The 17,331-nt window shown below is 53.5% G+C and carries 18 protein-coding genes; 7 read left to right on the forward strand and 11 right to left on the reverse strand.

Annotated features, from left to right (window positions below; genetic code table 11):
- Positions 1-25 precede the first annotated feature (25 nt).
- From LSG25_RS12800 to LSG25_RS12810, 3 genes are read left to right on the forward strand one after another with little or no spacing between them, the layout of a single operon-like run.
- Positions 26-979, forward strand: a complete 954-nt coding sequence (locus LSG25_RS12800) for a tripartite tricarboxylate transporter substrate binding protein (protein ID WP_232741310.1) — start codon at positions 26-28, stop codon at positions 977-979.
- 23 nt (positions 980-1,002) lie between these two features.
- Positions 1,003-1,944, forward strand: a complete 942-nt coding sequence (locus tag LSG25_RS12805; protein ID WP_232741311.1) for a 2-hydroxyacid dehydrogenase — start codon at positions 1,003-1,005, stop codon at positions 1,942-1,944.
- A 60-nt stretch (positions 1,945-2,004) separates the two neighbouring features.
- A complete protein-coding gene (locus LSG25_RS12810; RefSeq protein WP_232741312.1) occupies positions 2,005-2,322 on the forward strand; it encodes an NIPSNAP family protein in 318 nt (105 codons plus the stop codon).
- A gap of 13 nt (positions 2,323-2,335) precedes the next feature.
- Here the strand turns inward: LSG25_RS12810 and LSG25_RS12815 are convergent, their stop codons facing one another.
- Positions 2,336-2,731 (reverse strand): PaaI family thioesterase, encoded by a 396-nt coding sequence (locus LSG25_RS12815; protein ID WP_232741313.1) that lies wholly within the window; start codon positions 2,729-2,731, stop codon positions 2,336-2,338.
- Between the two features lie 155 nt (positions 2,732-2,886).
- The gene (locus LSG25_RS12820) at positions 2,887-4,176 is read right to left on the reverse strand and encodes a CaiB/BaiF CoA-transferase family protein (RefSeq protein WP_232741314.1); all 1,290 of its coding nucleotides are present in this window, start codon (positions 4,174-4,176) and stop codon (positions 2,887-2,889) included.
- A gap of 79 nt (positions 4,177-4,255) precedes the next feature.
- Here LSG25_RS12820 and LSG25_RS12825 point away from each other — a divergent pair, with 79 nt between their 5' ends.
- Positions 4,256-5,206 (forward strand): LysR substrate-binding domain-containing protein, encoded by a 951-nt coding sequence (locus LSG25_RS12825; protein WP_232741315.1) that lies wholly within the window; start codon positions 4,256-4,258, stop codon positions 5,204-5,206.
- A gap of 68 nt (positions 5,207-5,274) precedes the next feature.
- Here LSG25_RS12825 and LSG25_RS12830 read toward each other — a convergent pair whose 3' ends face one another.
- The 6 genes from LSG25_RS12830 to LSG25_RS12855 all read right to left on the reverse strand — a co-directional run bounded on the left by LSG25_RS12830 (position 5,275) and on the right by LSG25_RS12855 (position 10,862).
- On the reverse strand, positions 5,275-6,069 hold the full coding sequence (locus tag LSG25_RS12830; RefSeq protein ID WP_232741316.1) for an enoyl-CoA hydratase/isomerase family protein: 795 nt from the start codon (positions 6,067-6,069) through the stop codon (positions 5,275-5,277).
- Between the two features lie 37 nt (positions 6,070-6,106).
- The gene (locus LSG25_RS12835) at positions 6,107-7,075 is read right to left on the reverse strand and encodes a tripartite tricarboxylate transporter substrate binding protein (protein ID WP_232741317.1); all 969 of its coding nucleotides are present in this window, start codon (positions 7,073-7,075) and stop codon (positions 6,107-6,109) included.
- A 95-nt stretch (positions 7,076-7,170) separates the two neighbouring features.
- A complete protein-coding gene (locus tag LSG25_RS12840; protein ID WP_232741318.1) occupies positions 7,171-7,953 on the reverse strand; it encodes an enoyl-CoA hydratase-related protein in 783 nt (260 codons plus the stop codon).
- A gap of 425 nt (positions 7,954-8,378) precedes the next feature.
- Positions 8,379-9,926, reverse strand: coding sequence for an ATP-binding protein (locus LSG25_RS12845; protein ID WP_232741319.1), 1,548 nt, complete (start codon positions 9,924-9,926; stop codon positions 8,379-8,381).
- On the reverse strand, positions 9,923-10,432 hold the full coding sequence (locus LSG25_RS12850; RefSeq protein WP_232741320.1) for a hypothetical protein: 510 nt from the start codon (positions 10,430-10,432) through the stop codon (positions 9,923-9,925). Before LSG25_RS12850 ends, LSG25_RS12845 begins: the two co-directional genes overlap by 4 nt.
- Positions 10,419-10,862: a hypothetical protein gene (locus tag LSG25_RS12855; RefSeq protein ID WP_232741321.1), complete on the reverse strand. Its 444-nt coding sequence runs from the start codon at positions 10,860-10,862 to the stop codon at positions 10,419-10,421. Before LSG25_RS12855 ends, LSG25_RS12850 begins: the two co-directional genes overlap by 14 nt.
- Before the next feature lie 787 nt (positions 10,863-11,649).
- On the opposite strand from LSG25_RS12855, the gene LSG25_RS12860 reads away from it, so the two are divergent.
- The 3 genes from LSG25_RS12860 to LSG25_RS12870 are packed head-to-tail and all read left to right on the forward strand — an operon-like array spanning position 11,650 to position 14,296.
- Complete coding sequence (locus LSG25_RS12860) at positions 11,650-11,931, forward strand: type II toxin-antitoxin system HigB family toxin (protein ID WP_232741322.1); 282 nt, start codon at positions 11,650-11,652, stop codon at positions 11,929-11,931.
- A complete protein-coding gene (locus tag LSG25_RS12865; RefSeq protein ID WP_232741323.1) occupies positions 11,931-13,172 on the forward strand; it encodes an ImmA/IrrE family metallo-endopeptidase in 1,242 nt (413 codons plus the stop codon). The genes LSG25_RS12860 and LSG25_RS12865 overlap by 1 nt, the downstream gene beginning before the upstream one ends.
- Before the next feature lie 8 nt (positions 13,173-13,180).
- Entirely contained in the window at positions 13,181-14,296 is a 1,116-nt protein-coding gene (locus LSG25_RS12870) for a beta family protein (RefSeq protein ID WP_232741324.1), read from the forward strand.
- Between the two features lie 181 nt (positions 14,297-14,477).
- On the opposite strand, the gene rmuC is transcribed toward LSG25_RS12870, so the two are convergent.
- From rmuC to LSG25_RS12885, 3 genes are all read right to left on the reverse strand, one after another.
- A complete protein-coding gene (gene rmuC, locus LSG25_RS12875; protein ID WP_232741325.1) occupies positions 14,478-16,022 on the reverse strand; it encodes a DNA recombination protein RmuC in 1,545 nt (514 codons plus the stop codon).
- A gap of 182 nt (positions 16,023-16,204) precedes the next feature.
- Positions 16,205-16,792 carry a peroxidase-related enzyme gene (locus LSG25_RS12880; RefSeq protein WP_232741326.1) on the reverse strand — a complete coding sequence of 196 codons (588 nt, stop codon included), beginning with the start codon at positions 16,790-16,792 and terminating at the stop codon, positions 16,205-16,207.
- On the reverse strand, positions 16,789-17,316 hold the full coding sequence (locus tag LSG25_RS12885; protein ID WP_232741327.1) for a CMD domain-containing protein: 528 nt from the start codon (positions 17,314-17,316) through the stop codon (positions 16,789-16,791). The genes LSG25_RS12880 and LSG25_RS12885 overlap by 4 nt, the downstream gene beginning before the upstream one ends.
- Positions 17,317-17,331: the final 15 nt, after the last annotated feature.

Genomic DNA, 17,331 nt, shown 5'->3' on the forward strand with positions numbered 1-17,331 from the left:
CTTGAAAAACCGGAGACCCACCATCATGCGTAAACTCGCTTTCTGTGCGGCGCTGGCAGCCTGCACTGCCTTTTTCAACCTCCCGGCCCAGGCCACGGATACCATCAAGATCATCGTGCCCTTCTCGGCCGGCGGTCCCACAGACCAGATAGCCCGCATCATTTCCCCCAGCCTGGGCGATGCCTTGGGCAAAACCGTCATCGTCGATAATCGCGGCGGCGCCGGCGGCATCATCGGCGACAATCTGGCGGCCAAATCACCGGCCGACGGGCAGACGCTGCTCCTCACCACCTCGAGCCTGGTCATTACAGCAGGTACGACACGCCACCTGCCCTACAACCCCCGCAAGGATCTCGACCCGGTCTATCTGCTGGGCGAAGTGCAAACCATGCTGGCGGTTCGGCCGTCGCTGGGCGTCAACACACTGGCCGAACTGATCGCCAAAGCCAAGGCCACGCCCAAAGGACTCAATTACGGCTCGACCGGCGTGGGCGGAACCATGCACATCGGCGCCGAACTGTTCAGAAAAGCGGCCAATGTACCCCTGGTACATATTCCCTACCGCGGCGCGGCTCCCGCGCTGGTCGGCCTGATGGGCGGCTCGGTCGATCTGGTGAATGCCGATGTACCCGTGCTGCTGCCCTACATAAAGCAGGGTCGCATCAAAGGCCTGGTCATCTACGATACGAAACGCTCGCCCCTGTTGCCCGATGTCCCCACGGCCGCCGAAGCCGGCATGCCGCAACTGCAGATGACCAACTGGTACGGCATCCTGGTGCCGGCCGGCACACCCGCCGCCACCCGCAAGCATCTTGAGGAAGCCCTGGCCAAAGTCGTGCACCAGCCCGATGTCGCGGCCAAGCTCGCCGCCGCCGGCTTCAGCAACCCACAGGGCGCCGCCGGCTTCCAGGCCCGCCTGGACCGCGATTTCGACCACTGGATTCCCTGGCTGAAAGAAGCCAATATCCACACCGATTGAACGCACTTCAAGCCTTGAGCCCGATGGACACGCAAACACATCTCCTGCAAATCGGCCCGCTGCCTCCGGGGCTGGAACAACTGCTGCAAACGCAATACCGCTTGCACCCTCTATGGAAAGAGGCCGACCGCGCAGGCTTTCTTGCCGAACATGCCGGCCAGTTTGCCGGCGGGGTCACCATGTCGCGCCACGGCTGCAGCGCCGACATATTCGCCAGCCTGAAAGGCGGTGTGGTGGCCTGCTTTGGCGTCGGCTACGACGGTATCGACCTGAACGCCGCCGCACAATACGACGTACAGGTCAGCACCACGCCCAACGTGCTCAACGACTGCGTCGCCGACTGCGCATTCGGCCTGATCCTTGCCACAGCGCGCCAACTCGTCGCCGCGGACCGCCATGTCCAGGCGGGGCGCTGGGCCAGCCAGGCCTTTCCCCTTGCCTCGCGCGTCAGCGGAAAACGCCTGGGCATAGTCGGACTGGGGCGCATCGGCGCCGCCATTGCCCGCCGCTCCAGCGGATTCGACATGGACGTGCGCTACTACGGCAGGCACCCACAAGCAGAAGTCGCCTACGGTTACGAACCCGACCTGCATGCGCTGGCCCGCTGGGCCGACTTCCTGGTCGTCGCCTGCCGCGGCGGAGCCGACACACGCCATCTGATTTCGGGCTCCGTCCTGGAGGCCCTTGGCCCACAAGGTTTTCTTGTCAATATTGCCCGCGGCAGCGTGATCGACGAAGACGCACTGGTAGAAGCCATAGCGAAAAACCGCATTGCGGGCGCCGGCCTGGATGTGTATGCCCAGGAACCCCAGGTGCCGCCCGGGCTACTGAATAACGACCGCGTCGTCGCCCTGCCGCACATTGCCGCATCAACGCGTGAAACCCGAGCCGCCATGGAACAACTGGTGGCCGACAATCTCCATTCTTTTTTCACCACGGGCCGCATCATCACGCCACCCGGCTGATGCATCGCCCACCGGCGCTCCAACACCTTATCCAATCACCTGGCATCACAACCCACCAACATGATTTTCGAACACCGCACCTACACCGTGGCCCACGGCCAAATGGACAGCTACCTGGCCCGCTACGAAGAATTCGCCCTGCCCCTGCAGCTAAAACACCTGGGCCGCCTGCTGGGCTTTTTCGTCAGCGAAATCGGCCCGCTGAACCAAGTACTGCACATCTGGGTCTACGACGACCTGGCGGACCGCGAACGGCGCCGCGCGGCACTGGACGCCGACCCAGCCTGGCACGCATTCAAGCAGACCAATCGCGGCACCTTCGTCGAACAGAACGTGAAAATCATGCGCGGCACGCGGTTCTGCCCCAAGCTCATCTAAGCGGTGGAAAAACCTAGGCCGCCGACCTGTATTTGAACGTGCCCACGGCCGTAGCCAGCAAGCGGGACCCATCCAGCCACACCTCGCCGCGCGCAAAATAAATACTGCGCCCCTTGCGCTCGACATAACCTTTGGCCACCAGCACCGAGCCATCCCCGCTATCGATAAAGTTCGTCGTCAGGGACAGGGAAACACTGTGCAGCGGCGGCTCGCCCGGATCTGAATATAAACCGCTGTACCCCGACACGGCATCCAGCAGCGTACAAATCACGCCCCCTTGGACCCGGCCCGTGCGATTGCCCAGCGAAGGCGAAGTAGGCAGCCGCATCTCGGCATAGCCCGGCGACCAGGCGGATAAGGTTACGCCCATCCATTCAAGGAAAGGGTTATCAATGGAGAGTACGGCCATGCTGTGGGAAGCCTTGTGAGGTTGATGAGGGGGAGTGGTTAGACTATAGCTTATGTGGCCCTGGGTAATCCGAAAAAGGCTCCGAGGTGCAGACGCCAACGATAGGCGGAGTCCCATCCAATCGGGTCAAACTGCCCTCGATCGCATCGGTGAAACTAGTCTGTTGGCAACACGACTCCTTCGGCAATCAACACATCGATATCATCCGAAGACAGGCCCAATTCGTGATGCAATACCTCGCTGGTATGCTCTCCCAGAAGTGGCGGGGCGCCAGAAGGACGAGCCGGAGTCCGGCTCATATGGCGAAGGGGATTAGCCATGAGCGCCAACAAGTCGCCATTCTTGCCAGGAACTTCCCAAGTGGCGCCCCGTTCGATAGCCTGTGGACTTTGAATTGCTTCGTCGACATCCAGCACTGGGCTAACTGGAATTTTCGACTCGTGCAGTACAGCCACCCAATGATCGCGCGATCGACCGGAAATCACAGGTATCAATACTTCGGACAGAGCGCTCCGGTGAGCCACACGGTCCAGATTGGATTTGAATCGTTCATCTTCCGCAAGGCCCGGGCAACCAATCACCTGACAAAAACGACGGAATTGATCATCGTTACCCACCGCAATCACCAACCAGCCGTCGCTTGCCTTGAATACTTGCGCCGGTGAAAGATTGCGAGTGACGTTCCCGGTTCGCCGTTGGATATTGTCATTTTGAATATAGTCCTGCGCAACATCAATGAGCGCCATCATACCTACATCGAACAAGGAAAGATCGATATGCTGGCCTTTGCCGCTGCGCTCACGCTCTTGCAAGGCAGCAAGTATTCCTATAGCCGAGACCAGCCCCGACATGACATCGACCCAGGCTATTCCCACCCGGGTAGGAGGGCCGTCGGGGTCGCCCGTCACACTCATCACCCCGCTCATGGCCTGAATGATGGTGTCATACCCCGGTTGATGGCGGTATGGGCCGGTATGCCCAAACCCCGTCAAAGAAAGATACACCAGCCGTTCATTCAAGCCACTAAGAGTTTCATATGAAAGTCCATACCTGTCCAGATCCCCTGTTTTGAAATTCTCGACGAAGACATCGGCTTTTGATGACAGCCGTTGAAGAATCTGCTGAGCGCGAACATCTTTAAGATTCAGTGCAAGGCTCTTCTTTCCTCGGTTAAAAGCATTAAAAACGTGCGAACCCCATTTTCGTGAATCGTCGCCGCGAAACGACTCGACTTTCCATATTCGAGCCCCCAGATCGGAAAGCATTTGAGTTGCAAGCGGAGCTGCAAAAACACGCGAAAGATCCAGTATCGTTATGTTCGAAAGAATGGCCATAGTGTCAGAGAGGTTCCAGTTGCCATGGAAAAATGCGAACACTCCCAGATTTTTGAGCGCCGCAATTCTATTGATAGGATCGATTGAACCGCGCAGCTCCAGCCGAGGCAATAGAAAAATCGCTATGTCCTATAATGAAATGGAATAGTCTGGGCACACTATCTTTGCATGTCAGCCAAGGAGATTTACTTTGAATTTTCAACAACTGAAGGCAATATGCGAGGTAGTGGATCGAGAATTCAACATTTCCGAAGCGGCGCGAGCCTTGTGTATTTCTCAACCCGCAATCAGCAAGCAAATTCGCGCTTTCGAAGTCGAAATGCAAACTGCCATTTTCATTCGATCCAAAGGAAGGCTGGCTGCACTTACGCCCACCGGACGACGCGTTCTTTTCGCTGCAAAAAATGCCCTTGGCACCATAGCGGAAATTCGCTCAATCTGTGGCAGTGAAGAAGATGGGGTACCCACAAAATTCCTGATAGCGGCATCCCGTTCAATGGCCCGTGATTTGCTCCCGGACATTATCGGAAAATTCATGGAACGGTACCCAGATGTCGAGGTATCCATTATTCATGGCAGTCTGAGCCAGATGACCAGCCTGATAATAAATGGAGAGGTTTCTTTGGCGATCACTATCGAAAATGGAACAGAAAACGACAAAATCATTGCCCTGCCCTTCGATGAAATCCCCCGCATTGTCGTGGTCCCGCAACGACACCCATTGCTTCGCTTGCGTAAGCTTAGTCTTGAGGCAATGTCATCATTCCCATTGGTTCTTTACGACGATTCATACTCCATTCGGCGAGAAGTTTTACAGGCTTTCAAAAACAACCATCTAGAACCAAGAATCGTCGTCAATGCATCGGGAGCAGAGGTGATCAAAGCTTATGTTTCCCGAGGTCTTGGAATCGCAGTATTGGCAAAGCCGGCGTATAACCCTGTCAACGATACCAATTTGCGGGCTATCCCGGCAGGTCATCTTTTCCCTCATGCGACAACGCGGATTCTTCTCGGCCAGCATCACTTTCTGAGGGCCTTTGAATATGACTTCATCCAACTATGCGCACCGGCCTGGACTAAAAAAAGAATAACGCGGCTTCTAGATGAAAAAGCACCCATATCAACATTGGAAGGTGTCTAGAAAAAAGGCTTTGGAGACAGGATTGAAGCGCTCTCAAGAACTCACGGCGCACGTGCCATCAGCCCACATTACATTCCTTTGAATACAGGCTGGCGACGCTCACTCATGGCTCGAACACCCTCCTGAAAATCCTCGGTTTTCCTTAATATGTCCTGGGCGATTATTTCTCTGCGAATCGCCTGGCTGAAGCCATTTTCAAAACCCTCGCGCAAGGTACACCGTGTGGATTGAACGGCAAGCGGCCCCGAGGTTGCGATTTCGTCAGCCATATCTCTTGCCGCATTCATCAATTCGGCCGAAGGAACAAGCCTGTCAATAAGGCCGATGGCTAAAGCTTCGTCGCCTTTCAAGCGCTTACCTGAATAGAACAGCCACGCGGCATGTTGTTGCCCTACCAAACGCGGCAAGGTAAAGGTTAATCCCATGCCTGGATGATAGGCCTGCCTGTTGAAATTGGCACTGAACCTGGCTTCCATACACCCAATACGAAAATCGGCGAGCAGCGCAAGGCCCAATCCCGCGCCGATGGCCGCGCCTTGAACAACCGCAAGAATGGGCTTGCTTGTACGGATAAGTCGGCCAGCCTCTTCATAAATATGTTGCTTCGCTTCGTTTTTCCCGGCAAGCCGCTTCTTAAGATCGGCGCCAGCACTGAAATGCTTGCCTTCAGACGCCAAAATAATTACGCGGCAATCCTTGTCCTTATCCAGAGCTTCGAGAGCAGTTGCGAGATCGGCGACCACCCTTTCATCAATAAAATTATCTGGAGGGCGGCAAATCTTTAAGGTACATATCGCCCCCTCGCGCTCCAAACTCAGATCGGTCGACAAATGCGCCCCCATGATTTTTCGCTTGTGAACCATATGAGCAATGATGCGTTGTATTTCAATACGAAAATTTTCATTGCTTTTCCACCCCCGCAGTGTCGATAGCTTTTTTCCAGCGGTGCAGCTCGGCTGTAATGAATGTTGCCAATTGCGCGGGTGATTGATCCACGGCGATGGTAGCTCCAAGTCCTTGAAAGCTTTTTTTCAATTCAGGATCGGCGAGGGCTGCAACCATGGCCTTATTGAGCTTGCCAATCACCTGTTTCGGTACTCCCGCGGGGGCCAGAATGCTGTACCACGCCGAGACTTCAAAATCAGGTACCCCCGCCTGAGCCATCGTCGGAACATCTGGAATCTGGGGCAACCGCTCTGACGACGCGATGGCAAGTGCTTTCAACTTCCCGTTATGAATGTATGGCAGCAGGGGAAAGTTGGTGGTAATCATAAAGTCGACCCGTCCGGCAAGAAGATCCTGAATGGCTGGCGCCGCTCCCCTATAGGGAACATGCAATGCTTTAACCCCTGTTTGGGATTCGAACAAGGCGCCCGCAAGATGATCTATGCTGCCAACCCCCGAAGACCCAAAGGAATATTTCCCTGGAGCACTCTTCAGCAATTTGATGAGATCCCGGGCGTTGTCGACTTTCAGTGTGGGGCGAACTACAAGCACAAGCGGCGCCCGCCCTATCAAGCCGACAGGAACAAGGTCCTTTTCAGGATCATAGGGCAATGTCTTATACAAATAGGGAGAAGTGGTATAGGCGATGGTCGCCAACAAAATCGTATAACCATCGGGCTCCGCCTTCGCCGCAAAATTTGTGCCGCTTACGCCTCCTGCGCCTGTTTTATTCTGAATTACTATGGACTGTTTCAATCGCTCCGACATTCCGTGAGCGACAAGCCGGGCGATAAGATCGGATGGCCCTCCCGCTGAGAACGGCACAACCATTTGTATCGACCTGCTGGGATAAGCATCTTGGGCATAGCCTAATATAGGAACCGACAGAAGACAACCAAGCAAAAGAATCATGCGTAAGAGCATTTTCATCTCCCCTTTTATGCAAACTCGAACAACAAGTTATAGCGGCATTGAAACTCCGCCGGCCATGGCACCATAAGGTGTTGAATCCATCCAATTCATTTTCTTTTTTGTTGTAGAAATTTTGTGATGTATTTCCTGGGTTCATCAGTACGGTATGCGTCGACCACAGCCTTAATGCCAGCCCGAGCGCCATCGGTAATTGACATAAGAGCCCAGTCAAGGATCAATCGCTTCTGTAGTCGGACTGCTTCAGGCCCGCATAGAAGAAGTGACTTCACCCAACTTTCAACCGCGGCATCAAGTTCCAGCCGTGGAACGAGCCGCTGCAGATAGTGAATGCGATACGCCTCGGCAGCGTCGATATGATCGCCGGTAAGAACCAGTTCGCACGCCTTACCCCAGCCAATCAGCCGTGGAAGAACCGATGCCTCCATCCCCGAAGGCAATCCAAGGCGAGTCTCCGGCATACCAAATTTTGCATCGTCCGCCGCGACGCGCATATCGGCGCATGCCGCCAACTCCATCCCCGACCCAAAGCAATATCCATTAATGCGAGCAATGACCGGCACAGGAAATGTACGTACCGCATCACACATACGATGCGTTCTGTTCGATGACTCTTCCGCGGTTACAAGATCAAACTCTGCGAGTTGGGCAAGATCAGTGCCGCCAACGAACGACTTGTCCCCTGCTCCGGTAATGATCAAAACGCGAATTTCTGGATCGTGACGCAACTGCGCCAGAACCTCGACAAAGCGCTCCTTGCTCGCGAGGCTGAGACTATTCCGTTTTTCAGGGTTATTGAAGGTGACTCGGACAACACGACCTTCGGGGCGATCCTCATTTTCAACAAGGATCATATCTTGCGTTTGTTGCATCGTCTGGACTCCGTTTTTTTAACAATTCAGCACCAAGCATTCCGCTTGTGGAAATATTGTTTTATTGAGCCATTTCTTTTACAACTACACAATGGAAAAATCGCTATACGCTATAACAGAACAGAATGGCTTTAGTCGGCTGAAGCTTATCACCAGCGTCTCAAACCGATCAAGGCAGTGTGAAAACTCACCAGCCTAATGAAACGGGGGTCCAACCTCTTAGTGATCTCAGAAAAATCGCTCCTAGGCCGACCTGAGAGGTCGTTTTTTTGCCTCGGCAGAGGTGTAATACGTTCTCACACAGCCTCGACCTGAAGCCGCCACTCGCCACTTGGAAAACAGACCCTAAGTTGATCCAGTCGGAAAGAACTCGTAATTATCAGCTCAACAAAAATACAGTATTTGCGTTAGCCTGCTAGACGGGTTTATTGAAATATTGGAAGCGACCTAAGCTCTTTCGCGAGAAGGGGTCGAGGCTCATCGGGGATGAAATCGACACTCCTTGCGGCTCTGATGCCTACATAAAAACCAAAGTCGAGCATAAGTGCGTTGAAGCGTTTACCTGCCTTGTGGGGGGTAATACCTTCATGAAGCAAATGGACCAAACGCAGTGCAATCAGTTTCTGTACAAGTTTGTATCGCAAGTTAGAGTTCCTGATCTCTACCAGGAACGAATTCTTCCGTTTCTGCTCCACGCAAAATTTCTTAACCTCACTCAGTAGATTTTGAATTTCGATCAGATCGCCACCCAAATCCTTCTCAATATCCTTCAGTTTTTCTTCGACCATTTCCGAGGCGGCAGCATTCACACTGGTTATTGAGACAAGCTTTTGACCCTTTGTGGTAGCTTTCGAAAGCGCCACAGAAAATAGGCTCAGAGCATCCCTCGGCACTCCTGCTGCAACTAATACGAGACGAGACAGAACGTCATCGCCAGCAAGATAACGAACATTAGGAAGCCCACAAAAGCGAGCATGCGCGTCCAATATGCTGACGATATGGTCCCTGGACTTGTCCGGCATCGTCAAATTCAGATCGAGATTCAGCATCTGTGCATCATGCTGAGGCTGCAGTCCAACTTGCTTTGAACTGTCCCAAAGCGTCGTAAGTTGCGAAATACCAGACGCCTTAATAAACACGTTATTTCCTCTGGTCATGCTGTAAATGTAGGACAAGACCAAGGGCTGAACGGATTCATCCAGAACGTGTATATCATCAAGAAATATTGTAAGTGGGCGATCCTGGGCAGCATACTCTCCCAAGGCTCGCCTAGCACGAGGTATTAGACGATCACATTTCGACAAAACTGCCCTGCCGCTGCTTTCACTTAGAATGTCAAAGTTCTTGATGACATTCTCCAGCATCTCGGAGGTTGGGACGGTCTTCGCAAGCTCATAGAATACTGCTGAAATGATTGCGGGAACAACCTGGGGATCTGATCTTCTGGCAAAGGTTTGCATTGCCAGCCAGCTATATGGCGCCCCATTCCGTATAGCTGTGTGCATTGCATAAGCCAGTAAACTAGACTTTCCTGCGCCGCGTCGTCCATAGACGACAAAGTTAGCTTTCGTTGTGATCTGTTGCTCAAGTGCCATCACTGAAGCGGTGTACCGCGCAAAGAAATCACCATTAAAGCTATTCTTGTCGATAGTCAAGGTTTCAGCGATATTCTTTCTCAGCAACTGCGTCTCGGGTAACAACAGCCTTTGCTTGGGAGCCGTTCTCCGCTGCTGAACTGTAGACCGCTCTTTGAATACATTGTCCTCCGAGAGTTCAGAAACAATAGCGTTGTGAGTTTTGTAGTGCTCTTCGGAGGGTTTCGCCAATTCGACAATCAAGTAGGGGCCATCCGGTCGATTCTTGATGTACCAGTCCGGATGGATGCCATCCAAACGCCGCAAATAGGCTGAAAGGACTTCGTCCAACGATCTTCTTTCAACCGGGTCAAGATTCACCTCAGTTATCGTGTTCATACAATCAATCCATACTTCGAAAGGAGAAAGCTGCGGCAATCCGAGCAAAAGCCGTTCGCAAACACTAAAGCGTCAGCGGACGAAATAACCAAATCTGTGATAACTGCCTGATGGCTATAGTCGGCGAGATTTCTGTCTTCGCGTAGACTCCGCAACTTAAGAATATAAGATTCACGATTGTTGATGCCGTCTGGCAACTGATCGACACTATTGTGATCCGATGAGTCAGTAGAAAACCGCCCCGAGGCTTTTAAAACCACCGATCTTCGGAGGTTGTACACAGCATAATAAAGTCTAGAAATCTTTTGCCTCCAGGCTGTGTCAGATAGTGGTGCAGCGAACATGAGATGCGATTCTCCAAGCGCAAACAACTCCTTGGCGTTCTTATCTAGTTCTGCAGTCAGCTTCGCCAATTCCTCAGGCTGAAGAAGATGATTCAGATTCTGAATCATCTTCAAGGGATTCGTAGACGCCAAGAGCAGATGCGGCGAACTAAAACCTTTCATCAGGCAACCTCGTAAATACATTTTTCATTTTATTGTAATTGCTTGCTACCACATCATAAATTGCATATGGCGGCCCTAGGCACCGCAAATGTACCCCATTCCTACCAATCAATACAGGAACGTTGGTTGAAGGCTTGCTTGCAGCACCAACTCGAAAGTCCAGCTCGACTTTCGCGTGCTTTTCATCTCCTTCCTGATGATGGGAGAAGTGGAAGTCTGATAATGCCAGCAGACCGTTGAGCACGCGTTTGAATTGACCTTGAATGACGGAAAAGCTAACACCGCGCATCAAGGAATTTGCGAATACCTTCTCATGCTGCACTTCCGCCAACAAAGCATCATTTGCTACCACGTCCCGCAGTCCACTTAGGATGATGTCACGCTCTGTGCTGTCGATTTCTTCCGTCGCTGTCTTGTTTGTAACAGTCAACGTCCTGTCCCAGTGAAAACCAACCCTCTGGTAGAGGCAAACGTGGGTGGCAGTTTTTCCCTGGCCCACCCATGTTGCTGTCCCCTATAGCTGATCTTCACACCCCCAAGCTCGACGCGTTTGCCCAGACGATCGAAGTAGACAGCGATGAACGAACTCTTGAAGGAGTAGTCGTCCCAATCTTTCAGCGTGAGTTGGACGACCCACTTGATGGGGGCCAGTCTCTCCTTTAAACCAAGCTCCTTGAACGAAATCTGCACGAGCCATCCCCCGTTGTGGCAAGCATCTACTAGGCCAGGAACGGCCCTAACCGTGGAATGCTCCTATTTCTTGGCCGCAACGGTCCCTATTGACCAATTGTAACGAAAGCTAGATGGTCGAAACCAGCCCAAAGCTTTTAGTCCCCCGTCGAGCCGAGTGACTGGCGACCGGCGAATAGCGGGCACTACAAGCTGTACAGCTCGCAGAGTGTAACTCGGGGACATGGGATTTTCCTAGATCACTCCCGCGATGAGCCAAATCATCAGCATGAACAGCTTGTGGTATAGACCACCGTCCCTTGAACTTAACGCATTGCTAGAGCAGGAAGCTCCTTAGGGGGGATTTTCGCCAAAGATCAACTGTTATCTGTCCCTTCCTTGAGCTTGCGCTTCACCCTTCTTCACGCTATCCAGCCCTAGCCATATGGCGCGGCGCTATGTTATCCCACTATGGGAACACTAAAATATGTTCCCAATTTGAGAACTTTATGATACGCTTGCGTCCATGAACAAGGTCAAGAACACCTATGCGAATCATTGGACGAGAAAAACTTGACCAATACTGTGCTGCGCATGCCGATTGTCGAAAGTGGATTGGCACATGGATTTCAGACGTTAGTGGAAGTCAATGGCGCACGCCTCAGGACATCAAGGACAGGTATGCCTCAGCCAGCATGCTTGAAAGGAATATTGTGATATTCAACGTTAAAGGCAACACGTACAGACTCGTTACCATCGTTGCATATAAAACCAGCGTTGTAGTTGTGGAGTGGATCGGAACCCACGCCGAATACACGAAGAAATACTGATGGAACTGAAAATCATTAAGACGGAAGCTGACTATCGCTTGTACCTGGGCGAGGTGGAGCGTCTTGCCCTTGCAGACCCTTCGCCAGACTCTTCTGCGGGCGCTCGACTTGAGCTGATTTCTCTCCTCGTCGAGGAGTATGAAAAGGGCCGATTTAGGTTCGACACTCCGAGTCCGATAGAGGCAATCCAGTTTCGGATGCATGAACAAGGGCTTCGACAAGCTGACTTGGTGCCTTACTTTGGCTCAAGGAGTCGTGTCTCTGAGGTGCTTGCAGGCAAGCGTCCGCTTACAGTGCAGATGATCCGTGAGGTTTCGATGGGTTTGGGCATCTCAGCTGATGTCCTTGTCGCTAACTCGACTTCCCCGGTTTCGGAGCCAATCGTTGATGCTATTGATGCCGAAATTGATTGGAATCGTTTCCCCATAAAAGAGATGGAGCGTCACGGCTATTTCAATGAAGTGCCAAAGAGGAATGCTCGAGCGTTAAGCGAACTGGCACGAGATTTTGTGACCAGCATCCTCCCTTCAGGCAGTCACTCTCCAATCTTGGCTCGTCAAGGACTTCGCGGAGATGCGGTGAACCCAAAGTCTCGTTATGGGCTGCTGGCATGGAAAGCTCGCGTTCTAGACATAGCAAGAAAGCGAAAGGCGCGTGAGCGTTTATCGACATATCATTCTGAGGCCATTAACCCTGCGTTCTTGACCCAAGTCGTGCATTTGAGCTGGCATCAGAACGGCATGCGTTTGGCTTGTGAGTTGATTGAAGGAAAAGGCATTCCAATTGTGATTGAGCCGCATCTGGCTGGAACGCAACTTGATGGTGCTGCGTTTCTAGATCAAGATGGCACCCCAGTTATTGGGCTAACATTCCGATTTGATCGCATTGATTATTTCTGGTTCACGCTCCTTCATGAGCTTGCCCATGTGATGAAGCATTTGAGCAATCCGGGGGACGCATTCCTGGATCGTTTAGAAGACAGTGAGGCAACGGAAGTGCTGGAGGTCGAAGCTAACCGTATAGCCCGTGACGCGTTGATTCCAAGAGCAGCTTGGCGACGGAGTGAAGTAATTTCAGCACCAAGTCGGGAACGAATCATGCGGTTTGCGAAAGAACAGATGATTCATCCTGCGATTGTTGCTGGACGTGTCCGCCGAGAGAGTGGAAACTTCCGTGTTTTTGGTGATTTGCTGGGAATGAGCGAGGTTCGTAACCAGTTTCCTGAAGTCTCATTTAAGTGAGGTCAGCTGTGGACGCTAAAACTCTGTATTCGCCGATTCTTAAAGGCAAAGCCAACGATCTCAAAGCACTTGGCAAGATACCGCGTTCACTGGCCCTTCACGTTCATGCTCTCGTGGAGCTTTTATCTCCCAATGGGCGCGAGTCTATTGAGACAGCGTGTGTTCGGTTCGCTCATCAATTGCGGAAGCATTGCCCCTTGAATGCGGTCAGTGTTGATTTGCATGCCATCGCACCTGAGCACGTAACCAATGACGGTAGTCCTGCTTTAGAAGCGTTGTGTACCAATTTGCGTGGTTTAGGGATTTTGTTCACTCCAGTGTTTGGCTTCGACCACGAACCTGAGCTGTGGGATCGTATTGTTCCCATCGCAACCAGCCAGGGACGTGGTCTAACGTTTCGACTCAAGATCGATGATCTTGAAGCTGGAGAGGACACAATTTACGATATTATCGAGCGTCTGCGCTATGCCCACATTCCGACAAGCGACACTAAAATCTTGATTGACCTTGAATCTATTGGAAATCTAGACTCCGTTTCACTTGTTCGATTACGCGGACTCACCCAGGACTTCGTTGAAGTTGCCACAACAGTCGCGAAGTTCGGGCTCATTTCTGTCATCGGATCGAGCATGCCGAAAGACGTGAGTGACGTCAAAAAAGAAGGTACCAAGGCGTTCTATCGCCATGAGATGCCTCTTTGGCTTAACGTAGCCGCCGGAGTTTCCTCGGAAGGACTCGCATTCGGAGACTATGGCATCGTGCATCCCAACTTCTCAGACAAGATCATCCCAAAACATCCAAATGCCAAGATTCGGTACACACGAGGCTTACATCATCATATCTTCCGCGGCTACAGTCTGAGAGAAGGCCTAAAGTACCAGCAATATAGCGAGTTGGCTCGTCGCGTCCTGAATTCGTCGGTGTTCCTAGACCGTAATTACTCCTTCGGCGATGACTATGTGTGGCGCTGCGCAAACGGGGAAGAACGTTGCGGAAATTTGGGGACCTGGGTGGAGGTTGACATGAACCACCATCTTGTCCACGTAGCGGCTCAGTTACCGCAAATCCTTACGCGGGTGGCGGCAGGCGTCAGTGCAAATGAATTGTTGGCTATGGATTCATAACTTCCTTCACGCCCAACAGCGAACGACCACTTCCATTCTGAATCGACCAACGAAGAAAAGGAGCTGACCGACCGCCCTTGGCCGATTTCGGCCGCTCCCGCATCTGCTAAACGCAGCTCGCCCCCTTACCCGTTCTGCAATTCGAGCCTTCGATACTCCGCTCTCCGCTGGTTTACTCGTACTACACCGCCTCAACACCAGGCCCTTCCGGTTGCGCAACATCCTTCTCAACGCTCCCATCCCCCACCACCAGCCCCAGCTTCTCCACCTCAAAATCCCTATGCATGGGCTCCAGGCTTGGCATGGTTTTATTTGCCTTGGTCGATAACTCATTGAATCTCGACGTTTTGCCGTACAAGCCCTGTTGGCCGGCCACCGCGGTGACGGTATCGTTGTAGTGCCTGCTCGCGGTACCCAAAGTATCCCCCAGCCTTTTCAAGCGCTCGGCAACGATCACGACCTGGTTGTAGATGTCCCCGGCGCGGCCGCTGAGTTCCTGGGCCTGTTCATTGCTGCGTGCCACCATCCACAGGTTGGCCACCGTTTTAAGTATGGGCATGAGCGTGGTGTGCGAAACCATGATCACGTTTCTCTGGTAGCCGTAATTGAATAAGTCCTTGTTGTGCTTCATGGCTTCGATGTAGGCGGGCTCGATGGGCATGAACATCAGCACAAAGCTGGGGCTGCGCATGCCAATCAGGTTGCTGTAGTCTTTGCCGCTGAGGTCGTCGATATGGTTCCTGACGGCCTTGACGTGCGCATCCAGGGCCGCCTGCATTTCGACTTCCGTTTCGGCCGAGATGGCGCGGTCGTAGTCGACCAGCGATACCTTGCTGTCCAGCACCATGTGTTTTTGATCGGGCAGCTTGACGACGAAGTCGGGCTGGCGCGCCTGGCCCTGTTCGTCTTTGAAGCGCGGCTGGGCTTCGTAATGTTCACCCTCGATCAGGCCGGCCTGCTGCAAGGCGTTTTCGAGCTGGATCTCGCCCCAGTTGCCGGTGGTTTTCTTGTCGCCTTTCAATGCCTTGGCCAGGGTGCTGGCTTCCGCACTCATCTTGACGCCGATATCCAGCACATGCCTGATCTGGGCGCCCAGCGATGCATTACCTTTGACCGCTTCATCGTGCACCTGGTTGACCCGCTGCTGAAAGCCGCTGATCTGTTCACGAAAGGGCTTGAGCAACACATCGAGCGAGTGCTGGCTGTTTTCAGCGAAGGTTTTGCCTTTTTCTTCCAGGATCTGGTTGGCCAGGTTCTGGAATTCGGTTTTAAGCTGTTGCCTGGACTGCTCGAACGACTGCTTTATTTCCTCGAAGCCGGCGAGTTTCTCGGTGTGTGTAACGCGCAGTTCGGTCAGTTCCTTGTCGACGGCGGCCAGACGTTCGCTGGCGGTGTGCGCCAGCTGTTCTTTTGCCGTCAGGCTTTCCCTGGCTTCCGTCAGGCGTTCGCGCAGGCTTTCCGCATCGGACCCCAAGCGTGCAAGCTGCTGCTCGATCTGGTTTTTCTCGGCGCTGAGCTCCGCATACAAATTCCTGGCCTGATCCAGTTCGGCACGTTGCGCGGCCAGAAGTTCGTCGCGCTGCGCGGAGCCGGCCTGGCTTAGCAGCAATTGTTCGCTCGTAGCCGCCAGCCGGCGCCGCCATTGCAGCGCCGCAATGGCAAACCCCAGCAGCAGGCCCAACAAGGCCAGCAAGACTGCGGTAAGGACGGAAATTGTTTGTGTCATGGGCATCCTGTTTTAAAGCATATTATGACCCGCCGAGGCGAGACAGGGTGCGCCTGACTGACGACCAGGATGAAAACAACATGTAAATTCGGCTGGTGCGCTATTGATGACGTCCGTCACGGCTGGCCTAATGGCTATCCGCGGTTCTCGACGCCATCTGTTGGCGCCGAGGATTCTAGCCGTCAGTCCCCCGGGAATACCGGTTCGCCCAGATTCAACATCAGCCGATTGGCCCAGCCGAAAATCGACGCGGCATGGATCAGGTCGAGTATTTCGCCTTCGTTCAGGCCGACATTCTTCAGCGCCTGGATAGCGTCTGCCCCTACGGATTCCGGCGCTTCGGTCAGCAAAATGGCAAATTGCGCAATCGCTTTCTCGCGCTCGTTGGCCCCGGCCGTGCGCGGCTCGTCGAAGACCTGCTGCACGGAATCATTACGCTTGGCCAATTGTTCGAAACGCTGGGCATGCACCGAGGCGCAATACACGCAGCCATTGATGCGCGATACGGTCAGCGCGCCCAGTTCGCGATCGGCGCGCGCCAGGCCGCCCGGCGCATACATGATGGCGTTGTAGGCTTCGGAGCGCTGTTTGAGGATCTCGGGCTGGTGAGCCAGGAACAGGTAGTAGTCCGACTCCTTGGCCTTGGGATGGCTCATTTCCAGCACGTCAATCTGTGCAGGCGTGGCGCGATCCAGATCGACCACGTCCAGCCAGGCTTTCCAGCCCAGCGTTTCGTTGGTGAAGCCGTGGCTTTTTATAGTGCTGCTCATGCGCTTTTCTCCAGAGCTTTCATGGCCCGCAGGCCAGCGGTCAATCGCAGCTGGTATGACAGGAAGGCCACCAGTTGCGCCAGCGTGACGATATCGGGCGTGGCGATCCCCGCGGCCCGCAAGGCCTTGAGGGCGGCTTCGTCACCCTCTACCGGCTTTTCGATGAGCTTCTGTGTGAACTTCAGCATGGCCGATAGACTGGCCGATTCGAGATCATCGATGCGGCCTGCGCCCACGGCCTCAAGCAGCGGAGCCGCGACTCCCTGCTCTGTCAGGGCCTGGCGGTAATGCGCGGCCAGAGCATCGGCCCTGGAAAGCACGCAAGCGTAGTAGGCCACCAGCAGGCGATCCCGCAGCGACAGGCCGCCCAGATCGGGACTAAAAAAAAGTTCATAACTTTTTTGCGTGGCCACGGCCACCTTGGCGCGCGCGTGGCGCGTGGCATGCAGGGCATCGCCTTCGGCCAGGCCGACGACCTGGTCGATCAGATCGGCGCTTGCCGGGGATTCATCTGTAGTCACCATAACCATCCTTTCTTC

Origin of the sequence: Paralcaligenes sp. KSB-10, from assembly GCF_021266465.1 — a bacterium.
Lineage (GTDB): Bacteria > Pseudomonadota > Gammaproteobacteria > Burkholderiales > Burkholderiaceae_B.